The following is a 20790-nucleotide window of genomic DNA, read 5'->3' on the forward strand; positions in this document are numbered from 1 at the left end:
CCCATCATGACTGACTTCATCACCCTGGATCCCGCCCCGGCTCCCGCGCCCGGAAAAGGTGACACCGTCCTGGAGGTCCGGGACCTCAGCGTCGACTTCGGCGTGGACAAGAAGTGGGTTCCCGCGGCGATCGGCTTGAACTACGAGGTTCGGGCCGGTGAGGTCCTGGCGATCGTGGGGGAGTCCGGCTCCGGCAAGAGCGCCAGCTCGATGGCACTGCTGGGACTGCTACCGAGCAACAGCCGGGTCAGCGGCAGCGTGAAACTTGGCGGCAAGGAATTGCTCGGCGGGAACGAGGCCAACATCCGCGCGGTCCGCGGCAAGGATGTCGCAGTCATCTTCCAGGAGCCCATGACGGCCCTGAACCCGGTGTACACCGTGGGCGCGCAGATCGTGGAGACCATCCGGCTGCACAATGAGGTCTCGCCCGACCAGGCAAAGGAGCGTGCCCTGCGGATGCTCGACCTCGTGGAGCTGCCGGACCCGGAAAAGGCCTTCAAGTCCTACCCGCACCAGCTCTCCGGCGGTCAGCGGCAGCGCGCCATGATCGCCCAGTCGCTCTCCTGCGACCCGAAGCTGCTGATCGCGGACGAGCCCACCACCGCGCTGGACGTCACCGTCCAGGCGGAAATCCTGGACCTCATGCGCAACCTGCGCAACAAGCTGGACAGTGCGATTGTGCTGATCACCCACGACATGGGCGTCGTGGCGGACCTCGCGGACCGGATCGCCGTCATGCGCCGGGGGCTGATCGTCGAGACCGGCACCGCGGAGCAGATCTTCCACAACCCGCAGCATGAGTACACCAAGGCCCTCCTGGCCGCCGTCCCGCACCTCGGGCAGGGCGGTGCGGCGAGCGACGACGAGGTTGACGTGACCGCGGCCCTCGCGGCGGCGACGCACGCCGACCTTGAGGCGGTCCCGCGTTCGGAGCTGCTCCGCCGCGAGCGCGAAAACGCCGCCGCGCTGTCCGCCGCCGAGACGGTGAAGCCGCAGGGCGAACCGGTGCTGGAACTCACCGACGTCGCCATCGAGTACCCCAAGCAGGGGCGCGTGCCGGCCTTCCGCGCCGTCGAGGGCGCCAACCTCGCGATCTACCCCGGCCAGGTGGTCGGCCTGGTGGGGGAGTCCGGATCCGGCAAGACAACGATCGGGCGTGCCGCCGTCGGCCTGCTCCCCGTGGCGGCGGGCACCATGAAGGTCGTGGGGCAGGACATCTCCGCCGCCAAGAAGAACGGCCGCCAGCTGCACGAAATGCGCCGGCACGTCGGCATGGTCTTCCAAGACCCGTCATCCTCGCTGAACCCGCGGCTGCCCATCGGCGAAAGCATCGGCGAACCGATGTTCCTCGCCGGCGTCGCCAAGGGCGCCGCGCTGCAGTCCCGGATCGAGGCGCTGCTGGACCAGGTGGAACTGCCGCGCGACTACCGCAACCGGTACCCGCACGAGCTCTCCGGCGGCCAGAAGCAGCGCGTGGGCATCGCCCGGGCCCTGTCGCTGAAGCCGAAGCTGATGGTGGCCGACGAACCTACCTCGGCCCTTGACGTGTCCGTCCAGGCCAAGGTGCTCGAACTCTTCCAGAACCTGCAGAAGGAACTTGGCTTCGCCTGCCTGTTCGTCACTCACGACCTGGCCGTCGTCGACGTCCTGGCCGACAGGATCTGCGTGATGCAGCGCGGACGGATCGTCGAACAGGGCACCCGCGACCAGATCCTCCGGAACCCTCAGGAGGCCTACACCCAGCGGCTCCTGGCCGCTGTGCCGCTGCCGGATCCGGAGAAGCAGCGGGAGCGGCGGGAGCTGCGCGCCCAGCTGCTCTCGGGCGCCAGCTAAGGGGTTCCGCGGGAGATTTTCGGTTAACGGGCCATAACCAGGAGCCGCCGGGAGCGAATGGTACCAGCCAGTAATGTGTGACTTGAAATACGTTGCGATTGACGCTAGCCGTCACGACGTTGTCGAGTCACGGTTTGGCAACGGAGTTCCACCATTCGGACTTTTTGCGGTTAGGCTACTTCCATATGTAGGCCACGTCACAGGATATCTCTGTGCCCGGGCCTGCCGGGAAGCACAAGTCTCTCCCGCACGAACTCCCACAACTCTTAGGAGGCGGAATGCGTTTTTCGCGCACTTCCAAAGCACTGGGCATGGTGGCTATCGCCGCTTTGGCCCTGACCGGTTGCGGCGGCGGCGGTTCTAACACCGCCGGCGGCAGCACCGGCGGCAACGCCAGCAAGGTCATCATCGCCGACGGCTCGGAGCCGCAGCGCCCGCTGATGCCGGCCGACACCAACGAAGTTGGCGGCGGCAAGGTCATCGACATGATCTTCGCCGGCCTGGTCAGCTATGACCCCAGCGGCAAGCCCGTGAACGAACTGGCCGAGTCCATCGAAGGCAAGGACGGCCAGCACTTCACCATCAAGATCAAGAAGGACCAGAAGTTCACGAACGGCGAGGCCATCACCGCCAAGTCGTTCGTCGACTCCTGGAACTTCGGTGCGGCCGCTAAGAACGCCCAGCTCAGCGGCGCCTTCTTCGAAAGCATCAAGGGTTACGACGAGGCCAGCGCCGAAGGCTCCAAGGTCGAGACCATGTCCGGCCTGAAGGTCGTCGACGACCAGACCTTCACCGTCGAACTCAAGCAGCCGGAATCCGACTGGCCGCTGCGCCTCGGCTACACCGCCTTCGTTCCGGTTCCCTCCGGTGCGCTGAAGGACCCGAAGGGCTTCGGCGAGAAGCCGGTCGGCAACGGCCCGTACAAGCTGGCCGACGGCGGCTGGCAGCACAACGTGCAGATCCAGCTCGTCCCGAACCCGGACTACAACGGCCCCCGCAAGGCCAAGAACGCCGGCGTGACGTTCAAGATCTTCCAGAACGACGACGCCGCGTACCAGGACCTGCTGTCCAACAACCTGGACATCCTGCAGACCATCCCCACGAGCGCCTTGAAGAACTTCAAGACCGACCTGGGCGACCGCACCATCAACAAGCCGTACGCCGGCAACCAGACCATCGCGATTCCGGAATACCTGCCGGAGTGGAGCGGGGAAGCCGGCAAGCTTCGCCGCCAGGCCATCTCCATGGCCATCAACCGCGATGAAATCACCAAGGTCATCTTCAGCGGCGCACGCCAGCCCGCCAAGGACTTCACCGCCCCCGTCCTGGACGGTTACAGCGACTCGATCCCGGGTTCCGAGAACCTGAAGTTCGACGCCGACAAGGCCAAGGCCGCTTGGGCCAAGGCTGACGCCATCCAGAAGTGGGACGCCAACAAGACCTTCACCATCGCCTACAACGCCGACAAGGGCGGCCACAAGGCATGGGTCGAGGCTGTTGTGAACCAGCTCAAGAACACCGTGGGTATCAAGGTTGAGGGCAAGCCGTACGCGACCTTCAAGGAAGCCCGCAACGACGCCACCGCAGGCACGCTGACCGGTGCGATCCGCGCCGGCTGGCAGGCCGACTACCCGTCGCTGTACAACTTCCTCGGACCGATCTACAAGACCGGTGCAGGCTCGAACGACGCCCGCTACGCCAACAAGGAGTTCGACAAGGCCATCTCTGAAGGTCTCGCCGCTTCCTCGGTCAGCGAAGGCAACAAGGCCATGAACAAGGCCCAGGAAACCCTCCTGACCGACCTTCCGGCCATCCCCCTGTGGTACCAGGTTGCCCAGGGCGGCTGGAGCGACAAGGTCACCAACGTTGACTACGGCTGGGACGGCGTCCCGCTGTACTACAACATCACTGGCAAGTAACAACTGAACAACGGCGGGGGCTGCCTGGATTGGGGCCTCCGCCGTTGTTTTGCTTCCACCCCAATTTCTAAGCACCAGCCTTCGGCCGGTGTCTTCGCAGCCGGCCCGCCGTGACCGCACCGGCGACGGCTGCACCCATAGTGAAAAGGTTCTTTGATGAACAACTCCGCCGCATCCTTGGACAGGATGCCTGCTGACGGGGGTGTCCTTCGCTGATGGCGACCTACATCCTTAAGCGTTTCCTGCAGCTGATCCCGGTCTTCCTGGGCGCCACGCTGCTTGTCTACTTCCTGGTCTTCAGCCTGCCTGGCGACCCTATCGTGGCACTCTTCGGCGACAAGCCGGTCAACCAGGCCGTCGCGGCCCAGCTCCGCGAGCAGTACCACCTGGACCAGCCGTTCTGGATCCAATACCTGCTGTATCTCAAGGGGATCTTCACCTTCGACCTTGGCCAGGACTTCTCCGGCCGCCCGATCGCCGCCGTGCTGGGCGAGGTCTTCCCGGTCACGGCCCGGCTGGCCGTCATGGCGCTGATCTTCGAAGCCGTCTTCGGCATCATCTTCGGTCTGATCGCCGGCCTCCGGAAGGGCAAGTTCTTCGACGCAACGGTCCTGATCGCCTCCCTGATCGTGATCGGCATCCCGATCTTCGTGCTCGGCTTCCTGCTGCAGTTCACCATCGGCGTCCAGCTCGGCTGGGCCAAGCCCACCGTCAGCTCGGCCGCCACGGTGCAGGACCTGATCCTGCCGGCGATCGTCCTCGGCCTGGGCTCATTCGCCTACGTCCTGCGCCTCACCCGGACATCCGTCATCGAAAACATGAATGCCGACTATGTGCGCACCGCCACGGCTAAGGGCCTGTCCCGCTTCCGTGTGGTCCGCGTGCACATTCTGCGCAACTCGCTGATCCCGGTGATCACCTTCCTCGGCGCCGACCTGGGCGCCCTGATGGGCGGAGCCATCGTCACCGAAGGCATCTTCAACGTCCCCGGTGTCGGCAACCGGCTCTACCGCGCCGTTACGCAGGGTGAGGGCCCCACGGTCGTCTCGATCGTCACGGTGCTCGTGTTGATCTACGTCGTGTCCAACCTGCTTGTAGACCTGCTGTACGCCTGGCTTGACCCAAGGATCCGCTATGACGCCTGAGAACATGACCCCAGACCTGCGCCCTGCGGCGCCGGCGAAGCGGCACGTCGAACACTTCGTCGCCGACTTTGCCGAAACACCGCTGCAGGCAACCGACAAGGTCAAGGAAGACCAGGCCCCGCTGAGCCTTTGGGGCGAGGCCTGGAAGAACCTGCGCAGGCAGCCGCTCTTCCTGATCTCCGCGTTCCTGATCCTCGTCGTCGTCGCCGTGTCACTCTTCCCCTCGCTCTTTTCCGGTATTGATCCGGCCTCCGAGGCATGCCAGCTGGCCAATTCCGACGCCGGACCGGCGGCCGGGCACCCGCTGGGCTTCACCCAGCAAGGCTGCGACGTGTATGCGCGCGTCATTTTCGGCACGCGCTCTTCGGTGACCGTGGGCCTCTTCACCACCCTCGGCGTCCTCCTCATCGGCGGCATCATGGGGGCCCTCGCCGGCTACTACGGGGGCTGGGTGGACTCCATCCTGGCCCGCATCAACGACATCTTCTTCGCCCTGCCGCTGATCCTCGGCGCCATTGTGATGATGCAGCTGCCGGTGTTCCGTGCCAACCGCACGGCCTGGACGCTCGTGCTGATCCTGGTCACCTTCGGCTGGCCGCAGATCGCGCGCATCACCCGCGGCGCCGTCATCGAGGTCCGCAACGCTGACTTCGTGACTGCCGCCCGTTCCCTGGGTGTCTCCAAGTTCGGCGCGCTGATGCGCCATGTCATGCCGAACTCGCTCGCGCCGATCATCGTCGTGGCCACCATTTCGCTGGGCACCTTCATCGTCGCGGAATCCACCCTGTCGTTCCTCGGCATCGGCCTCCCGCCGAGCGTCATGTCCTGGGGCAATGACATCCAGGCAGCGCAGGCGTCCCTGCGGTCCAACCCGATGCCGCTGCTCTGGCCGGCTATCGCGCTGTCCATCACCGTCCTGAGCTTCATCATGCTGGGCGACGCCCTGCGTGATGCGCTCGATCCCAAAGCGCGCAAGCGATGAAAGGGGACGCCATGAACGCCTCTGTCGAAATCCACGAAGCCGGCGCGGCGGCCGGGCGCCCGCTCCTTGAAATCAAGGACCTGGCAATCAGCTTCACCACCAGCAACGGCGAGGTCAACGCCGTCCGCAACGCCCACCTCACCGTGATGCCCGGCGAAACCGTCGCGATCGTCGGCGAATCCGGTTCCGGCAAGTCGACGACGGCGCTGGCCGCCATCGGCCTGCTTCCGGGCAACGGCCGGGTGGCTGCCGGACAAGTCATCTTCGACGGCGAGGACATCGCCCTCGCCTCGGAGAAGCGCATGATCGAGCTGCGCGGCAACAGCATCGGCATGGTGCCGCAGGATCCGATGTCCAACCTCAACCCGGTCTGGAAAATCGGTTACCAGGTCCGGGAAACACTGAAGGCGAACGGGCTGCCCAGCGGCCCGGACGACGTCGCGAAGGTGCTTTCCGAGGCCGGCCTGCCGGATGCTGCGCGCCGCGCCAACCAGTATCCGCACGAATTCTCCGGCGGCATGCGCCAGCGTGCCCTGATCGCCATCGGCCTGTCCTGCCAGCCGCGCCTGCTCATCGCCGATGAGCCGACGTCGGCCCTGGATGTGACCGTGCAGCGCCAGATCCTGGACCACCTGGACAAGATGACCACCGAACTCGGAACGGCCGTCCTGCTGATCACGCACGATCTGGGCCTGGCTGCCGAACGTGCCGACAAGGTCGTGGTGATGTACCGCGGGCAGGTCGTTGAATCCGGTCCCTCGCTGGAGCTGCTGCAGAACCCGCAGCACCCGTATACCCAGCGGCTGGTCGCCTCGGCGCCGTCGCTGGCGTCACGGCGCATCCAGGCCGCCAAGGAACTGGGCGTCGAATCGGAGGATCTGCTGGCGCCGGCCGAGGACGTCGTCGTCGCGTCGAGCATGCCCGACGAGGTGCTCCAGATTGAGAACCTGAGCAAGGTTTTCAAGCTGCGCTCCGGCTTCGGCCGGGCCACCGACTTCACCGCGGTGGACGACGTCTCCTTCAGCGTCAAGCGCGGAACCACGACGGCGATCGTGGGGGAGTCGGGTTCCGGCAAGTCCACGGTGGCGCAGATGGTGCTGAACCTGCTGCAGCCCACCTCGGGCAAGATCGTGTTCGACGGCGTCGACACCTCCACGCTGAACAGCAAGGAGATCTTCGCCTTCCGCCGCCGCGTGCAGCCGATCTTCCAGGACCCCTACGGTTCCCTCGATCCGATGTACAACATCTTCCGGACCATCGAGGAACCGCTGCGGACCCACAAGATCGGGGACAAGGCCAGCCGCGAGAAGAAGGTCCGGGAACTGCTGGACCAGGTGGCGCTGCCGCAGTCCACCATGCAGCGGTACCCGAACGAGCTCTCCGGCGGCCAGCGCCAGCGCGTGGCAATCGCACGCGCCCTGGCCCTCGACCCCGAGGTGATCATCTGCGACGAGGCCGTTTCGGCGCTCGACGTGCTGGTGCAGGCGCAGGTGTTGAACCTGCTTGCAGACCTGCAGTCCCGGCTGGGCCTGACCTACCTGTTCATCACCCATGACCTTGCGGTGGTCCGGCAGATCGCCGACCACGTGTGCGTGATGGAGAAGGGCAAGCTGGTCGAAACCGGTTCCACCGACGACGTGTTCGACTCGCCGCAGCAGGACTACACCAAGGCCCTGCTCAACGCGATTCCCGGCGCCAAGCTCATGCTGCCCCCCGAGGTGGCAACGGCCTAGCCATAGGCTGCGGCAAGAGCAAGCCTTAAAACACAAGAGCCGGCGTCCACCCCAGGGTGGGCGCCGGCTCTTGCGTTGGCTGGTTGTTTCTTGGTTGTTTTCTGGTTGGTGGCTGACGGTCCTAGCCGGCGTGGGCCCGTGTCAGTCCTTACAGGTCGAGGGCCTCAAGCCGCTTGGTTAGCAGGGCCCCCGCGAGCCTGTGCCCTTCTGCATTCAGGTGGCGGTCGTCAGCCAGGTACCGGGCGAGACCGTAACGGGTCAGCCAGTCGCCGACGCTGACGAAGGAGAGACCGTACTCCTTGGCAACCGCGCCCAGCAGGGTGTCCACCTGTGTCCGGCGCCCGCCGCCGGCCTGGGCGCCCCGCGCCAGGGTCCCGACCAGCACCACCTCGGCGGCGGGGTAGCGGTCCTCGATGGCCTGGATCAGGCGCTCGGCGTGCTCAGCAATGTCGACATTTGAGGCGCCCCTGGCGGCGTCGTTTCCGCCGCCTTCGATGACGACCAGCGGTGGCGCGCCGTAGGGCAGGCGCCAGTCCCCGTTCTCGAGGCCGTCGATGTAGTTTCCGCGGGTGCCGTTGCCGGCCACGAACCCGGTGCCGCTTCCGCCGCCGAACACGACGTCGTAGCCGAGGTTCCCGAGGGCAAGCCGGGGCCAGCTCTCCGAAGGCTCGGACTGGGAATCGCCGATCAAGACGGCGGTGCTCGAAATGTCCTCGACGATGACTTCGTCCCTGCCGTTGGCAGGGTTCCGGTAGACCGAGCCCGGAGGCAGGCTGTCCGGATTCACCGCTGCGGTCTTCTTGCGGACGGAACCTGCTGCCGCGGGCTGTCCCGGGCCCGCCGCCGCGGCCACCGGAAGCTCCTTCACGCGGTCTGAGGTTTTGGGCAACTCGGCTGCGTCGGGCGCCGGGGCACAGCCGCCAAGGAAGAGGGCTGCGGCGAGAAATGGCGGGATGATACGGGCCATCCTCTGGACGCTTGGCATGTCGGACTTCCCCCGCGTTTGTAGTTACTCCAGCAATAATGCGGCATGCCCGGCCCGAACACCAGTGACTTTGGTCACCTGACAGCGTGGGGGACTCACGATTCGGTAACAGGCCGGGGGGAGGGGCGCTTTGGGATTTTAGGCCAATAAATGCCCTAGCGTCTAGAATGGATGAAGGCGCCCTGTGTCAAAGGGCCGTACCTGTCGTGCGTTCCGGTTGGAAATGTCGCGATACAACAGCTGACTTCACCACTGAATCGAGCAATAACGCATGTCTGAAACCACCACCAACACTGCGGTAGCCACTGCATCGCGCAGTGACCTGCGCAACGTCGCGATCGTGGCCCACGTTGACCACGGCAAGACCACTCTGGTCGACGCCATGCTCAAGCAGACCAACTCCTTTGCCGAGCACAACCACCTCGAAGACCGTGTCATGGACTCCGGTGACCTGGAACGCGAAAAGGGCATCACCATCCTGGCCAAGAACACCACGGTGGCCTACAACGGTCCGTCCTCGCACGGTGAGACCATCACGATCAACGTGATCGACACCCCCGGCCACGCCGACTTCGGCGGTGAGGTCGAGCGCGGCCTGTCGATGGTCGACGGCGTCGTCCTCCTCGTCGACGCCTCTGAGGGCCCACTGCCCCAGACCCGCTTCGTGCTGCGCAAGGCCCTCGCCGCGCACCTCCCGGTGATCCTGTTGGTCAACAAGACCGACCGCCCCGACGCCCGGATCGAGGAAGTCGTCCACGAGTCCATGGACCTGCTCCTTGGCCTGGCCTCCGACCTCGCCGACGAAGTTCCGGACCTGGACCTGGACAAGATCCTCAACGTTCCGGTCGTCTACGCCGCCGCCAAGGTCGGCCGCGCTTCGCTCGAGCAGCCCGCTGACGGCACCGCTCCGGAGAACGAGGACCTGGAGCCGCTGTTCCAGACCATCATCGACCACATCCCGGCGCCGACCTACAACCCGAACGGTGTGCTGCAGGCGCACGTCACCAACCTTGACGCCTCCCCGTTCCTTGGCCGCCTCGCCCTGCTGCGTATCTATAACGGCACCCTGCGCAAGGGCCAGACCGTGGCCTGGGCTCGCGCCAACGGTGAGCTGAAGAACGTCAAGATCACCGAGTTGCTCGCCACCAAGGCACTGGACCGCGTCCCGGCCGAGTCCGCGGGCCCGGGCGAGATTGTCGCCGTCGCCGGCATCGAGGAAATCACCATCGGTGAGACCCTGACCGACGCCGAGAACCCGCAGCCGCTGCCGCTGATCACGGTGGATGACCCCGCCATCTCCATGACCATCGGTATCAACACCTCGCCGCTGGCCGGCAAGGTCAAGGGCGCGAAGGTCACCGCACGTCAGGTCAAGGATCGCCTCGATAAGGAACTGATCGGTAACGTCTCGATCAAGGTGCTCCCCACCGAGCGTCCGGATGCCTGGGAAGTCCAGGGCCGTGGCGAGCTCGCGCTGGCCATCCTGGTCGAGCAGATGCGCCGCGAAGGCTTCGAGCTGACTGTGGGCAAGCCGCAGGTTGTCACCAAGACCATCGACGGCAAGATCCACGAGCCGATGGAGCACATGACCATCGACGTGCCGGAAGAGTACCTCGGCGCCGTCACCCAGCTCATGGCAGCCCGCAAGGGCCGCATGACCAACATGGCCAACCACGGCACCGGCTGGTGCCGCATGGAATTCATCGTTCCGGCCCGTGGCCTGATCGGCTTCCGCACCAAGTTCCTCACGGACACCCGTGGCGCCGGCATCGCCGCCTCCATCTCCGAAGGCTACGAGCCGTGGGCCGGCCCGATCGAGTACCGCACCAACGGTTCGATGATCGCCGACCGCGCCGGTGTTGTGACCCCGTTCGCCATGATCAACCTGCAGGAGCGTGGCTCCTTCTTCGTCAAGCCCACCTCCGAGGTCTATGAGGGCATGATCGTCGGCGAGAACTCCCGCGCCGATGACATGGACGTCAACATCACCAAGGAAAAGAAGCTCACCAACATGCGTGCCGCTTCCTCGGACACCTTCGAGAACCTGACGCCGCCGCGCGACCTGACCCTCGAAGAGTCCCTCGAATTCGCCCGCGAAGACGAGTGCGTCGAGGTCACCCCGGAGTCGATCCGCATCCGCAAGGTCATCCTCGACACCAACGAGCGGGCCAAGTCCAACCGCGCCCGCGCCAAGGTCTAATCCCGGTCTACCGGCTTCGGCTGAGACGTGACTAAGAGAGCTGCCGGAAGGGCAGGCGGTATTGCCGCCGCCCTTCCGGCAGCTCTTTTTGTTGCCCTGGCTGGCACCGCGCTGCACCGGCAGCATCTGGCAGTGGCCGGCGTCGACCTTCCCTGGGGCGCTGTCGCCGCGCTGGTCCTGCTGGCGTCCGTGGAGCTGCTGCTCGGGACCGCCTTCCGTTCCCTCGTCCCGACGGCGGTCTGCGGCGCGGGATGCTACGCGCTGACAGGCTGGTGGTCCACCCTCGAGGTAGGCAAGCGTCTGATCATCGGGGACCTCGCCGGGAATCTCTGGATCTTCGGCGCGGGCGCGGTCACAGTGGCCATGCTCGTCTGGTGCCGCCGCTACGCACGGCACGCGGGGTAGCGGAGCCGGACCCACGGGGGACATGCCCATCCTCCGCTCCCCGGGGTGGACATGCCCATCCTCCGCACCTGCCCCCTTGGGACATGCCCATCCTTCGGCCGCTGGGGTGGACATATTCGCACTATGTCCACCGCTCGGGCCCGGCAGCGGACATGTCCCGTTCTGAGCAATGGACATGCCCAGTCCCGGGACCTGCCAAACGGACATGTCCCGATCCCGCCGGTGTACATGCCCAACGGCGGCGCCTACCCATGGACATGCACTTGTGCACATACCGGAAGAAGGGGCTGCTCCGGGGCGGCCGGCATAGAGATCATGGGCCCATGGTCAAAGTCAGTGAAGTCATGTCCAAGCACGACGGCGTGGCCCGCGCCAAGCATCTCGCGGCGGCCGGAATATCCAGCTTCCAGCTCAACGCCGCTCTCGCCAACGGAAGTGTCGCCCGAGTCGCCCGCGGGGTATACGCAATACCGGGCGCGGATCCGCAACTGGTCGCCATCCGTTCCCTGCCCGCCGAGCCCGCCTGTGTCAGTGCCGCGCACTTTAGTGGACTTTGGGTGCTCGAAGCGCCCAAGCAGCCGCATGTAGCGCTGCCCCACAGCCGCAGTTACCCGGGCTTTGTCTGCCACCGGTCTGCGGCACCGCCGACACTGCTGGACACCGTGGTCCAAAGCCTGCGCTGCCTGCCGGAACTGGAGGGCCTGGCACTCGCCGAATCCGCCGTCGTCCTCAAGGGCCTTCCGCTGTCAGCGCTCCGACAGCGGCTGGCCGGCCGAAGCGACGCCCGGGAGCGCAGAATTGCTGCGGCTATCGTTCCGCAGTCGCAGTCGGTCATCGAGTGCATGGCGCGGTTCCTCCTGCGACGGGCGGGCTTTCATGTTGAGTCGCAGGTGAACATCCCCGGAATGGGCCACCTGGACCTCATGGTGGACGGCCGGCTCGGGATTGAGACCGACGGTGCCGGGTTTCACATGGACCGCGCAAGTTTCGAAGAAGACCGACGGCGGTGGAATGTCACTGTCCGGTTGGGCGTACCCACCCTGGTCGTGACCTACCCTCTGCTCAAATATCGTCCTCAGGAATTTATAGCCATGGTCCGTGAGGCGTTGAACCGGCTCTCAGCGGCCGCTTGACGCCGGTCGTCCGGGCCGAGCAAAGCAGCTCGCAGGATGTGTGCACCCCTGCCGGCACTGGACTTGTCCGCGTTGCAGCATCGTCGATGGACATGTTCCGCGCTCGGTCGGGCGCGGGACGGACATGCTCCGTGCTCGCGGCCGGCAATGGACATATGGACAATATGTCCATTGCTCGGCTCTAGGCGAGGACATGTCCGTCGGCGACCGCGGAGAATGAGCGTGCTCCCCGCTCCCGGCCAAGGCTGGACACATGGGCAGTATGTCCATTGCTCGAAGCTAGGGGTGGGCATGTTCCGCGGGGGCCGGGTGGGCTCGCAACGGGCATGCTCCCCGCTTCCCGTCAGGGATGGACATATACGTGTTATGTCCATTGCTCAGTGCAGGGGGTGGGCATGTCCGGCGGGGCGGGCAGGGGGGGTGGGCATGTCCGGCGGCCGGGGCTACGGTTGGGCGTGTCCCCGGGGCCGGCGGGGCGGGGCGGGCGGGACTTCCTTGGCCGCCACGACGAGCCGGAGCGGGATGACGACGTCGGCGCGCCGGGTGCGGACGGTGCAGCCGCCGTCGGCCTTCCCCACGAGGTCGCCGATCGCGTCCGTGAGGCCTCCCTCGATCCGGTACCGCACCACCACGCGGGTGCCCAGGGGCGCATCGGAGAGGAACTGCTGCGGCTGGGGGATCGGTGAACTCACCCGTTCATAGTAGGACGCGCGGGCTCTGTGACGCCCGGCTAGGTTCGCGGGATCAGACTGGGAGATAATAGGCTCGGAAGTCAGTAGCCCGGCGCTCAGGCCGGGAGCAAGATCCGGCGGGACGCCGGAACCAACGTGGAGAGGCCAGGGACGTGACGTACGTAATCGCGCAGCCGTGTGTAGATGTCAAAGATAAGGCATGTATTGAAGAGTGCCCCGTCGATTGCATCTACGAGGGTGAGCGCTCCCTGTACATCCACCCGGACGAGTGCGTGGACTGCGGTGCCTGCGAGCCGGTCTGCCCCGTCGAAGCCATCTACTACGAGGACGACACCCCCGAGGAGTGGGCCGACTACTACAAGGCCAACGTTGAGTTCTTCGACGTGCTCGGTTCGCCGGGTGGCGCCGCCAAGATCGGCAACACCCACACGGACCACCCGATGATCGCCGCCCTGCCCCCGCAGAACCAAGACAACTAGGACGGCGCTCCGGTGACTTCTGCGGTGCGCAGCTTCGGCCTCAGCCTGCCCGACTACCCGTGGGAAGCCATGGCCCCGTATCTCGCGCGGGCCGCGGCGCACCGGGGGGGCGTAGCCAACCTCTCGATCGGCACCCCGGTGGATGACACGCCGGCCCTGGTGCAGGAGGCGCTCCGGGCGGCGGCCAATGCGCCCGGCTACCCGACGGTGCACGGCACCCAGGCGCTCCGGGAAGCGATCGCTGCCTGGTTCGACCGGCGCCGCGGCGTCCCCGGACTGGACCCGCAGAACGTGATGCCCACCGTCGGGTCCAAGGAGCTCGTGGCCTGGCTGCCGTTCCTGCTCGGGCTCAGGGCCGGCGACGTCGTGGTCCGCCCGACCGTCGCGTACCCCACCTACGACATCGGGGCCACCTTCGCCGGCGCCGAGCACGTGGCCGCGGACGACCTCGACGAACTCGACGCCGACACCCGCTCGCGCGTCCGGCTCGTCTGGATTAACTCCCCGGCCAATCCAACCGGCAGCGTGCGTGACGTCGCGTCGCTGCAGCGGATCGTCGGCCAGGCGCGGGAACTTGGTGCCGTGGTCGCCTCCGACGAGTGCTACGCCGAACTTGGCTGGGGCGAATGGGACGTCCAGCGCGGCGGCGAGCCGGTCCCCAGCATCCTTGACCCCCGGGTGGCCGGGGACTCCCATGAGGGCCTCCTGGCGGTCTACTCGCTGAGCAAACAGTCCAACCTCGCCGGCTACCGCGCCGCTTTCGTGGCCGGCGACGGCGCGATCATGGCCAACCTGGTGAACAGCCGCAAACACGCGGGCATGATCGTGCCGTACCCGGTCCAGGAGGCCATGCGGGTGGCCCTCGGCGACGACGCCCACGTGGCGGCGCAAAAGGACCTGTACCGCGGCCGGCGCGAACGGATCGTCCCGGCACTGGAGCGTTTCGGGCTGGACATCCGTGAATCCCGCGCCGGACTGTACCTCTGGGCCACGGCGGGCGAGGCGACCTGGGACACCGTGGGCAGGCTCGCCGACCGTGGAATCGTCGTCGGTCCCGGTGTCTTCTACGGGGACGCCGGCAACGGCTTCATCCGGGTGGCGCTCACTGCCAGTGACGAGCGGATCGACGCCGCCGTCGAGCGGCTGGCTACGGGACCGTAACAATGCTGTGAGGAGGGCCACAAGATGCGGGATTTGGTCGCCTTGGAATCGCCTCGGATTAGTGCCACCCGCGAACTGACGGTAGTTTTTAACTGACTATCAATGGTGGCTTTCCACAAGAAGGCAGCGCAGCCGTTGGAATCCGTGTCCAGATACAGGTTCCGTGGGCGGCTTCACCAGATGTTGGATCAAGCTTTCAACAGGGGCCCAGACGCCTCATGAGGAGAATCCATGACTGAGACCACCAGCGCAACCCTGCGTCACGCGGGCGGCGAGCTCGAGCTCCCGCGCATCAAGGTTGTTGAAGGAAACGAAGGCTACGACGTTTCCAAGCTGCTGAAGCAGACCGGCGCCGTTGCCTTCGACCCCGGTTTCATGAACACCGCGGCCACCACCTCGGCCATCACCTACATTGACGGTGACGCCGGCATCCTGCGCTACCGGGGCTACCCGATCGAGCAGCTCGCCCAGCACTCCAGCTTCCTGGAAGTTTCCTACCTGCTGATCTACGGCAACCTGCCGACGCCGGCCGAGCTGGAAGCGTTCGACCAGCGGATCCGCCACCACACCCTGCTGCACGAGGAGCTCAAGGGCTTCTTCAGCGGCTTCCCGCGCGACGCCCACCCGATGCCGGTGCTGTCCTCCGCCGTGTCCGCCCTGTCCACCTTCTACCAGGACTCGCTGGACCCGTTCAACGCCGAGCAGGTTGAGGTTTCCACCTACCGGCTGCTGGCCAAGATGCCGGTTATCGCCGCCTACGCCCTGAAGAAGTCCGTCGGCCAGCCCATGCTGTACCCGGACAACTCCCACAACCTCGTGGAGAACTTCCTGCGCCTGAGCTTCGGCCTCCCGGCCGAGCAGTACGAGGTGGACCCGGTGGTCGCCAAGGCACTGGACCTGCTGCTGATCCTGCACGCGGACCACGAGCAGAACTGCTCCACCTCCACGGTCCGGCTGGTCGGCTCCTCCAACGCCAACCTCTTCGCCTCCGTCTCCGCCGGCATCAACGCGCTCTTCGGCCCCGCCCATGGCGGCGCCAACGAGGCCGTGCTCAAGATGCTCCGCCAGATCCAGGCCGACGGCATCAAGCCCGAGGACTACATGGAGAAGGTCAAGAACAAGGAAGACGGCGTCCGCCTGATGGGCTTCGGGCACCGGGTCTACAAGAACTACGACCCGCGCGCCAAGATCGTCAAGGCCACCGCCCACGAGATCCTCAGCAAGCTCGGCGGCAACGACGAGCTGCTTGAGATCGCGCTCCGCCTCGAGGAGAAGGCGCTGCAGGATGACTACTTCATCGAGCGCAAGCTCTACCCGAACGTGGACTTCTACACTGGCCTGATCTACAAGGCCATGGGCTTCCCGGAGAAGATGTTCACCGTGCTGTTCGCGATCGGCCGCCTGCCGGGCTGGATTGCCCAGTGGCGTGAAATGATCAGCGACCCGAACACCAAGATCGGCCGCCCGCGCCAGCTCTACACGGGAGAGCCGGAACGGAATTACCCTTCGGTCTAGGCTCGAAGCCGCTAACGACGCCGGCCGCGCACCTCAAGCATGAGGTGCGCGGCCGGCGGTGCTAAAAAGGAGCAATGCCCAAATTTGTCGACGCTGCATTGCGGCGCCAGGAAGTTGTCGAAGCCGTCTTCAGGATTGTCGCGGCGGACGGGCTGGAACGGGCCTCCCTCCGCGAAGTAGCGGACGAAGCCGATCTGGCGGTGGGCTCGGTGCGGCACTACTTTGCCAGCAGCGACGAACTCCTGGCGCACTCCTTCGGCGTCGTGGTGGACCGCATCGCCGGCCGGCTCGACGCCGCCGAGGACCGGCTGGCGGAAACCGCCCCTGGCTCGGCCGAGCACCGGCGAGGCGTGTTAACCCTGCTGGGGGAACTGCTGCCGCTGGATGAGGAGCGGGCCGTGGATGCCTGCGTCTGGATGGCCTTCAAGAACGCGGCCCGGACCAAGCCATTCCTCGCCGCGGAAGCCGACCGCAGCCACCGCACGGTGGCAGCCGTCGTGGGCCGGTTGATGATGGACCTGGCCACGGCCGACGGCACGGCCGCCGTCGACGGCACAGACGGCACGGAGGTGCCGGGGCAGCAGCGGCTCGTCACCGAGGCCGAGCGGCTGCTGGCGACCCTGGACGGACTTACCATGCACGCTTTGCTGCAGCCGGAATGGATGACGGCGCAAATGTGCCACGATGTACTGGAAGCCCATCTGGCGAGCCTGGACCGCCGCGCTGCCAGCCATTAACGTGCGCTACCTTCAGGAATAGACTGGATAAGTACGTCATGCCAAGGGAGGCAATCGGATGCACCACACAGGCGGTCCCGGCTGGCGAATCACCATGGACACCTCAGGTCCCATGCTCATAGCGCTTTACGTCCGCGACGCGGCCGGCCTGGACACCGCGGGCCACCCCGCACTCTCCCACGTGGCACCGAAAATCCGTTCCTCCGACCATACGCACCTGATTGACGAGGTCGGCGGCATGCCGGCCCTCAAGACCGAGTGGGAAGCCTGGTGGGCGCAGATCCTGAAGGCCCACCCGGAGATGGAGCCCGAGCTTGGTCCGCCTGGCTTCCGGGCCTTCGGTAACTCGCCGGCCCTCCGGCGCGTGCTGCAGGCGCACTTCGGCGCCGCCCTCAGCTGGGCCCGGGAACGCCGCGGGGAGTATCTTGCCCTCGAAGCCGAGCGGGACGCCAGCGGGGCCAACCAGGTGCTCGCCGACATGGTCGATGACCGGCTGCTGGAAGTCGGCCGGGCCGCGCGCGACTTCGAACTGACCATCATCGAGCTTCCGCTCGCCGAGCCCCGGGCCTGGTACCTGGAGCCGGACAAGATCATCATGAGCTCGGCCTTGCTGTCCGAACCGGAGCTCTTCCGCAGCTACGTCCAGCCGGTTGTCGAACTGCTGGTCTGAGCGGGGCCCGGCAGCTACGACGCGGGTTTATCGGCAACCGTAATGGTGACCTGCCCCTCAGGCCCTTCTGCGGTTTGCCAGCCCTTGTGGGACACCCTGGTCCAGCCCTGCCCGTCAACCCGCACCTCCGTGACGGACAAGGCCTTGGCGTTGGCCACCGCCCACTGCGCCACTGCCCACGCCTCGCTGCCCTGGACCTGGATGGTCAGCGTCCGGCCGGCCGCCGTCGCCGGGATGCTCCCGAAAGCCGCCAGCAGGCGCTGGCGGACCTGCCCGGCGGCCCCGGCGGCATCCGGCTTGCGCAGCGAGCAATCGACGCCCTGCGGGGTGTACCCGGTCAGCGCCGAGGCGAAGGCCCGGGCCATCGGCTCATGCTGGGCATAGGCGCCCGGGTACGCTGAACGCTGGACCCGCTGCGCGGCCTCCGTGATGGGAAGCGATTCGTAGCCCGGGATCTTCACCAGCGCATCGTAGAAGGCGTTTGTGGCGTGGTACGGGTCCATCACCTGCTGCTCGGTGCCCCAGCCCTGCGACGGCCGTTGCTGGAACAGCCCTCGGGAATCCGGGCCGGCCTGGTCGCCGTGGCCGATGTTGCGCAGCTTCGATTCCTGCATGGAGGTGGCCAGGGCGATGCTGGCTGCGCGTGCCGGCAGCCCGCGCCGGACCGCAATGGCGCTGATCAGGGCGGCATTGGCGGCCTGGTCGGTGGCAAGATCTTCGCCGCCTGCGCCCACCGCCGTGCAGCGCTCCGTGATCAGCGTTTCGGAGCGCTGCAGGAATCCCACCGCCGTGTAGATGGCCCCCGCCACCATCGCCAGGGTCAGCAACAGCACGATCCGACGGCGCCAGCCACCTCTGCGTGCCACGTAACTACTCCCTCAAGCCCTGACGGGCCGGTTTGTTCTTCAGCCGTTTTGTTCTTCAGCCGGCTGGTTGGCGGCAGCCGCCTAGTTGGCGTGCAGGGCCTCATTGAGCTCGACAGTCTGGCCCTTGCGCGGCAGTACTTCCACCTCGCCGCTGGAGGAGTTGCGGCGGAAGAGCAGATTCGGGACGCCGGAGAGTTCGACGGCCTTGACGATCCGGCTGGTGTCCTCGCCGTCGGCGTCCTTCGGCCCGATCACCCGCACCCGGGTTCCGGCCGTGACGTAGAGGCCGGCCTCGACGACGGAGTCGTCGCCGATGCTGATGCCCACGCCGGAGTTGGCGCCGAGCAGGACCCGTTCCCCAAGGGAGATCTTCTCCTTGCCGCCGCCGGAGAGGGTGCCCATGATGGAGGCCCCGCCGCCGACGTCGGAGCCGTCGCCGGCCACCACGCCGGCGGAGATGCGGCCCTCGACCATGGATGTTCCGAGCGTACCGGCGTTGAAGTTTACGAAACCCTCGTGCATGACGGTGGTGCCCTCGGCCAGGTGCGCGCCGAGGCGGACCCGGTCGGCATCGGCGATCCGCACACCGGAGGGGATGACGTAGTCGACCATCCGGGGGAACTTGTCCACGCCGTAGACGGTCACCGCGCCGCGTTTGCGCAGCCGTGCGCGGGTCAGTTCGAAGTCCTCGACGGCGGCCGGGCCGAAGTTGGTCCACACGACGTTGGGCAGCTTGCCGAAAACGCCGTCCAGGTTGATGCTGTTCGGTCGCACCAGACGGTGGGAGAGCAGGTGCAGGCGCAGGTACGCGTCGGCGGTGTCGGCAGGCGCCTCGTCAAGGTGGATCTGCGCGAAAACGACCTTTTGTTCGGTGCCACGGTCCGCGTCGGCGCCGTGTGCGGCGATGTCGAGCAGTGACTGGTCCGCGTTCGCGACGTCGCGCAGGTTCTCTGCAGCGGTTCCGAGCGCCGGCGCCGGGAACCAGACGTCCAGCACCGTGGCCGTGCCGTTGCGGGTGGCGATGGTTGCGAGCCCGTAACCGTAGGCGGAGCGGGAGTTGTCGGGCACAGCAGCAGAAGCGGTTTCAGTCATGCGTCAAGTCTATAGACGGCCCCCTCGCTCCCCGAAACCGGTGACGGGGGGGCAGATACAGTGGAACGGTGACTGATCATACTGCCCCCGCCCGCCTGGACCTGCGCCAGGACGTTGCCCTGCTGACCGCGGACATCATCGACATTTTCAGCGTCTCCGGAGAGGAACGCCGGCTGGCTGACGCCGTGGAGCATGCCCTCCGCGCCATCCCGCAGCTGGAGCTGACCCGCGACGGCGACGCGATGATCGCCCGCACCAACCTGGGCAGGGCGGAGCGCGTCATTCTCGCCGGACACCTGGACACGGTCCCGCTGCCGACCACCGAGGGCGCGCTGGGCACCGTCCCCTCCTACTGGCCCTCAGGGGCGCCGGGGGAGGGCGTCCTGTACGGGCGCGGCGCCACCGACATGAAGAGCGGCGTCGCGGTGCAGCTCGCGCTGGCAGCGGGCCTGTTCGAGGGCGGCGCGGCACCGGATAAGGACGTCACCTTCGTCTTCTATGACCACGAGGAAGTCGAGGGGGTCAAGAGCGGCCTCGGCCGGCTGGTCCGGAACCACGGCGGCCTGCTCGAGGGCGACTTTGCGATCCTGCTGGAACCGACCGACGGGACCGTCGAGGGCGGCTGCAACGGCACCATCCGTTTCGAGGCGACCACCCTCGGTGAGGCGGCCCACTCGGCGCGGGCCTGGATGGGCAGCAACGCCATCCACGCTGCGGCCCCGATCCTGGCCAGGCTGGCCGCCTACCAGCCGCAGACCGTCACCGTGGACGGACTGGACTACCGGGAGAGCCTCAACGCCGTGCGGGTCAACGGCGGGACGGCCGGGAACGTCATTCCGGATCGCTGCGTCGTTGAGATCAACTACCGCTTCGCCCCGGACAAATCCATGCAGCAGGCCGAGGAGCACGTCCGCGAACTCCTCGCCGGCTTCGACCTGGTCCGCACCGACGGAGCGAACGGGGCCCGGCCCGGCCTGAACCATCCCGCCGCCGCGTCCTTCGTCGCCGCCGTCGGCGCGGAGCCGAAGCCGAAGTACGGCTGGACCGACGTCGCGCGTTTCAGCGAGCTCGGCGTCCCCGCCGTGAACTTCGGGCCGGGCGATGCGCTGCTGGCGCACAAGGACGACGAGCACGTCGACGCCGACGCGATCCGCGAGTGCCTGCGGGCGCTGCGGAGCTGGCTGGGAGTATAGCCGGCCGGGACCAATTCGCCGCTGGCCCGTCCGGGAAAAAGGCAGGAGGT

General features: G+C 66.6%; 18 protein-coding genes. 14 read left to right on the forward strand and 4 right to left on the reverse strand.

Features of this window, described 5'->3' with window-relative positions:
• Positions 1-6 precede the first annotated feature (6 nt).
• The 5 genes from AC1DB8_RS03525 (at position 7) to AC1DB8_RS03545 (ending at position 7612) form a co-directional block, all read left to right on the forward strand.
• Positions 7-1833, forward strand: a complete 1827-nt coding sequence (locus AC1DB8_RS03525) for an ABC transporter ATP-binding protein (protein WP_441417157.1) — start codon at positions 7-9, stop codon at positions 1831-1833.
• 278 nt (positions 1834-2111) lie between these two features.
• The gene (locus AC1DB8_RS03530; protein ID WP_476892186.1) at positions 2112-3752 is read left to right on the forward strand and encodes a peptide ABC transporter substrate-binding protein; all 1641 of its coding nucleotides are present in this window, start codon (positions 2112-2114) and stop codon (positions 3750-3752) included.
• Positions 3753-3967: 215 nt separating this feature from the next.
• Entirely contained in the window at positions 3968-4897 is a 930-nt protein-coding gene (locus tag AC1DB8_RS03535) for an ABC transporter permease (RefSeq protein ID WP_441417159.1), read from the forward strand.
• The gene (locus tag AC1DB8_RS03540; protein WP_441417160.1) at positions 4887-5879 is read left to right on the forward strand and encodes an ABC transporter permease; all 993 of its coding nucleotides are present in this window, start codon (positions 4887-4889) and stop codon (positions 5877-5879) included. Before AC1DB8_RS03535 ends, AC1DB8_RS03540 begins: the two co-directional genes overlap by 11 nt.
• A gap of 11 nt (positions 5880-5890) precedes the next feature.
• On the forward strand, positions 5891-7612 hold the full coding sequence (locus tag AC1DB8_RS03545; RefSeq protein WP_476892187.1) for an ABC transporter ATP-binding protein: 1722 nt from the start codon (positions 5891-5893) through the stop codon (positions 7610-7612).
• Between the two features lie 148 nt (positions 7613-7760).
• Here AC1DB8_RS03545 and AC1DB8_RS03550 read toward each other — a convergent pair whose 3' ends face one another.
• Complete coding sequence (locus tag AC1DB8_RS03550) at positions 7761-8579, reverse strand: SGNH/GDSL hydrolase family protein (RefSeq protein ID WP_441417162.1); 819 nt, start codon at positions 8577-8579, stop codon at positions 7761-7763.
• Positions 8580-8868: 289 nt separating this feature from the next.
• Here AC1DB8_RS03550 and typA point away from each other — a divergent pair, with 289 nt between their 5' ends.
• From typA to AC1DB8_RS03565, 3 genes are all read left to right on the forward strand, one after another.
• On the forward strand, positions 8869-10797 hold the full coding sequence (gene typA, locus AC1DB8_RS03555; RefSeq protein WP_441417163.1) for a translational GTPase TypA: 1929 nt from the start codon (positions 8869-8871) through the stop codon (positions 10795-10797).
• Positions 10798-10824: 27 nt separating this feature from the next.
• A complete protein-coding gene (locus tag AC1DB8_RS03560) occupies positions 10825-11202 on the forward strand; it encodes a hypothetical protein (protein ID WP_441417164.1) in 378 nt (125 codons plus the stop codon).
• A 323-nt stretch (positions 11203-11525) separates the two neighbouring features.
• Complete coding sequence (locus AC1DB8_RS03565) at positions 11526-12335, forward strand: type IV toxin-antitoxin system AbiEi family antitoxin domain-containing protein (RefSeq protein WP_441417165.1); 810 nt, start codon at positions 11526-11528, stop codon at positions 12333-12335.
• A 443-nt stretch (positions 12336-12778) separates the two neighbouring features.
• Here AC1DB8_RS03565 and AC1DB8_RS03570 read toward each other — a convergent pair whose 3' ends face one another.
• On the reverse strand, positions 12779-13027 hold the full coding sequence (locus AC1DB8_RS03570) for a putative acetyltransferase (protein WP_476892188.1): 249 nt from the start codon (positions 13025-13027) through the stop codon (positions 12779-12781).
• Positions 13028-13179: 152 nt separating this feature from the next.
• Between AC1DB8_RS03570 and fdxA the strand changes: the two genes are divergently transcribed.
• From fdxA to AC1DB8_RS03595, 5 genes are all read left to right on the forward strand, one after another.
• Positions 13180-13506: a ferredoxin gene (gene fdxA, locus AC1DB8_RS03575; protein ID WP_056737938.1), complete on the forward strand. Its 327-nt coding sequence runs from the start codon at positions 13180-13182 to the stop codon at positions 13504-13506.
• 12 nt (positions 13507-13518) lie between these two features.
• Positions 13519-14667, forward strand: coding sequence for a succinyldiaminopimelate transaminase (dapC, locus tag AC1DB8_RS03580; protein WP_441417167.1), 1149 nt, complete (start codon positions 13519-13521; stop codon positions 14665-14667).
• Between the two features lie 231 nt (positions 14668-14898).
• Positions 14899-16182, forward strand: coding sequence for a citrate synthase (locus AC1DB8_RS03585; RefSeq protein WP_307034993.1), 1284 nt, complete (start codon positions 14899-14901; stop codon positions 16180-16182).
• A 74-nt stretch (positions 16183-16256) separates the two neighbouring features.
• On the forward strand, positions 16257-16919 hold the full coding sequence (locus AC1DB8_RS03590) for a TetR/AcrR family transcriptional regulator (RefSeq protein WP_476892189.1): 663 nt from the start codon (positions 16257-16259) through the stop codon (positions 16917-16919).
• A 58-nt stretch (positions 16920-16977) separates the two neighbouring features.
• The gene (locus AC1DB8_RS03595; protein ID WP_441417169.1) at positions 16978-17589 is read left to right on the forward strand and encodes a hypothetical protein; all 612 of its coding nucleotides are present in this window, start codon (positions 16978-16980) and stop codon (positions 17587-17589) included.
• A gap of 14 nt (positions 17590-17603) precedes the next feature.
• Here AC1DB8_RS03595 and AC1DB8_RS03600 read toward each other — a convergent pair whose 3' ends face one another.
• Together AC1DB8_RS03600 and dapD are read right to left on the reverse strand one after the other, a co-directional pair.
• Positions 17604-18455, reverse strand: a complete 852-nt coding sequence (locus tag AC1DB8_RS03600) for a hypothetical protein (RefSeq protein WP_476892190.1) — start codon at positions 18453-18455, stop codon at positions 17604-17606.
• An 81-nt stretch (positions 18456-18536) separates the two neighbouring features.
• On the reverse strand, positions 18537-19547 hold the full coding sequence (dapD, locus tag AC1DB8_RS03605) for a 2,3,4,5-tetrahydropyridine-2,6-dicarboxylate N-succinyltransferase (RefSeq protein ID WP_476892191.1): 1011 nt from the start codon (positions 19545-19547) through the stop codon (positions 18537-18539).
• A 68-nt stretch (positions 19548-19615) separates the two neighbouring features.
• Between dapD and dapE the strand changes: the two genes are divergently transcribed.
• On the forward strand, positions 19616-20740 hold the full coding sequence (dapE, locus tag AC1DB8_RS03610) for a succinyl-diaminopimelate desuccinylase (protein WP_476892192.1): 1125 nt from the start codon (positions 19616-19618) through the stop codon (positions 20738-20740).
• Positions 20741-20790: the final 50 nt, after the last annotated feature.

The sequence above is a fragment of the Arthrobacter sp. 10N410 genome, from assembly GCF_056394945.1.

What these genes read in the sequence shown, in the direction of transcription:
- AC1DB8_RS03545 (WP_476892187.1), top strand. Translation starts at nt 5,891, where the DNA reads ATGAACGCCTCTGTCGAAATCCACGAAGCCGGCGCGGCGGCCGGGCGC.
- AC1DB8_RS03595 (WP_441417169.1), top strand. Translation starts at nt 16,978, where the DNA reads ATGCACCACACAGGCGGTCCCGGCTGGCGAATCACCATGGACACCTCA.
- AC1DB8_RS03530 (WP_476892186.1), top strand. Translation starts at nt 2,112, where the DNA reads ATGCGTTTTTCGCGCACTTCCAAAGCACTGGGCATGGTGGCTATCGCC.
- dapD (WP_476892191.1), bottom strand. Translation starts at nt 19,547, where the DNA reads ATGACTGAAACCGCTTCTGCTGCTGTGCCCGACAACTCCCGCTCCGCC.
- AC1DB8_RS03565 (WP_441417165.1), top strand. Translation starts at nt 11,526, where the DNA reads ATGGTCAAAGTCAGTGAAGTCATGTCCAAGCACGACGGCGTGGCCCGC.
- AC1DB8_RS03585 (WP_307034993.1), top strand. Translation starts at nt 14,899, where the DNA reads ATGACTGAGACCACCAGCGCAACCCTGCGTCACGCGGGCGGCGAGCTC.
- AC1DB8_RS03540 (WP_441417160.1), top strand. Translation starts at nt 4,887, where the DNA reads ATGACGCCTGAGAACATGACCCCAGACCTGCGCCCTGCGGCGCCGGCG.
- AC1DB8_RS03525 (WP_441417157.1), top strand. Translation starts at nt 7, where the DNA reads ATGACTGACTTCATCACCCTGGATCCCGCCCCGGCTCCCGCGCCCGGA.
- AC1DB8_RS03550 (WP_441417162.1), bottom strand. Translation starts at nt 8,579, where the DNA reads ATGGCCCGTATCATCCCGCCATTTCTCGCCGCAGCCCTCTTCCTTGGC.
- AC1DB8_RS03590 (WP_476892189.1), top strand. Translation starts at nt 16,257, where the DNA reads ATGCCCAAATTTGTCGACGCTGCATTGCGGCGCCAGGAAGTTGTCGAA.
- typA (WP_441417163.1), top strand. Translation starts at nt 8,869, where the DNA reads ATGTCTGAAACCACCACCAACACTGCGGTAGCCACTGCATCGCGCAGT.
- AC1DB8_RS03535 (WP_441417159.1), top strand. Translation starts at nt 3,968, where the DNA reads ATGGCGACCTACATCCTTAAGCGTTTCCTGCAGCTGATCCCGGTCTTC.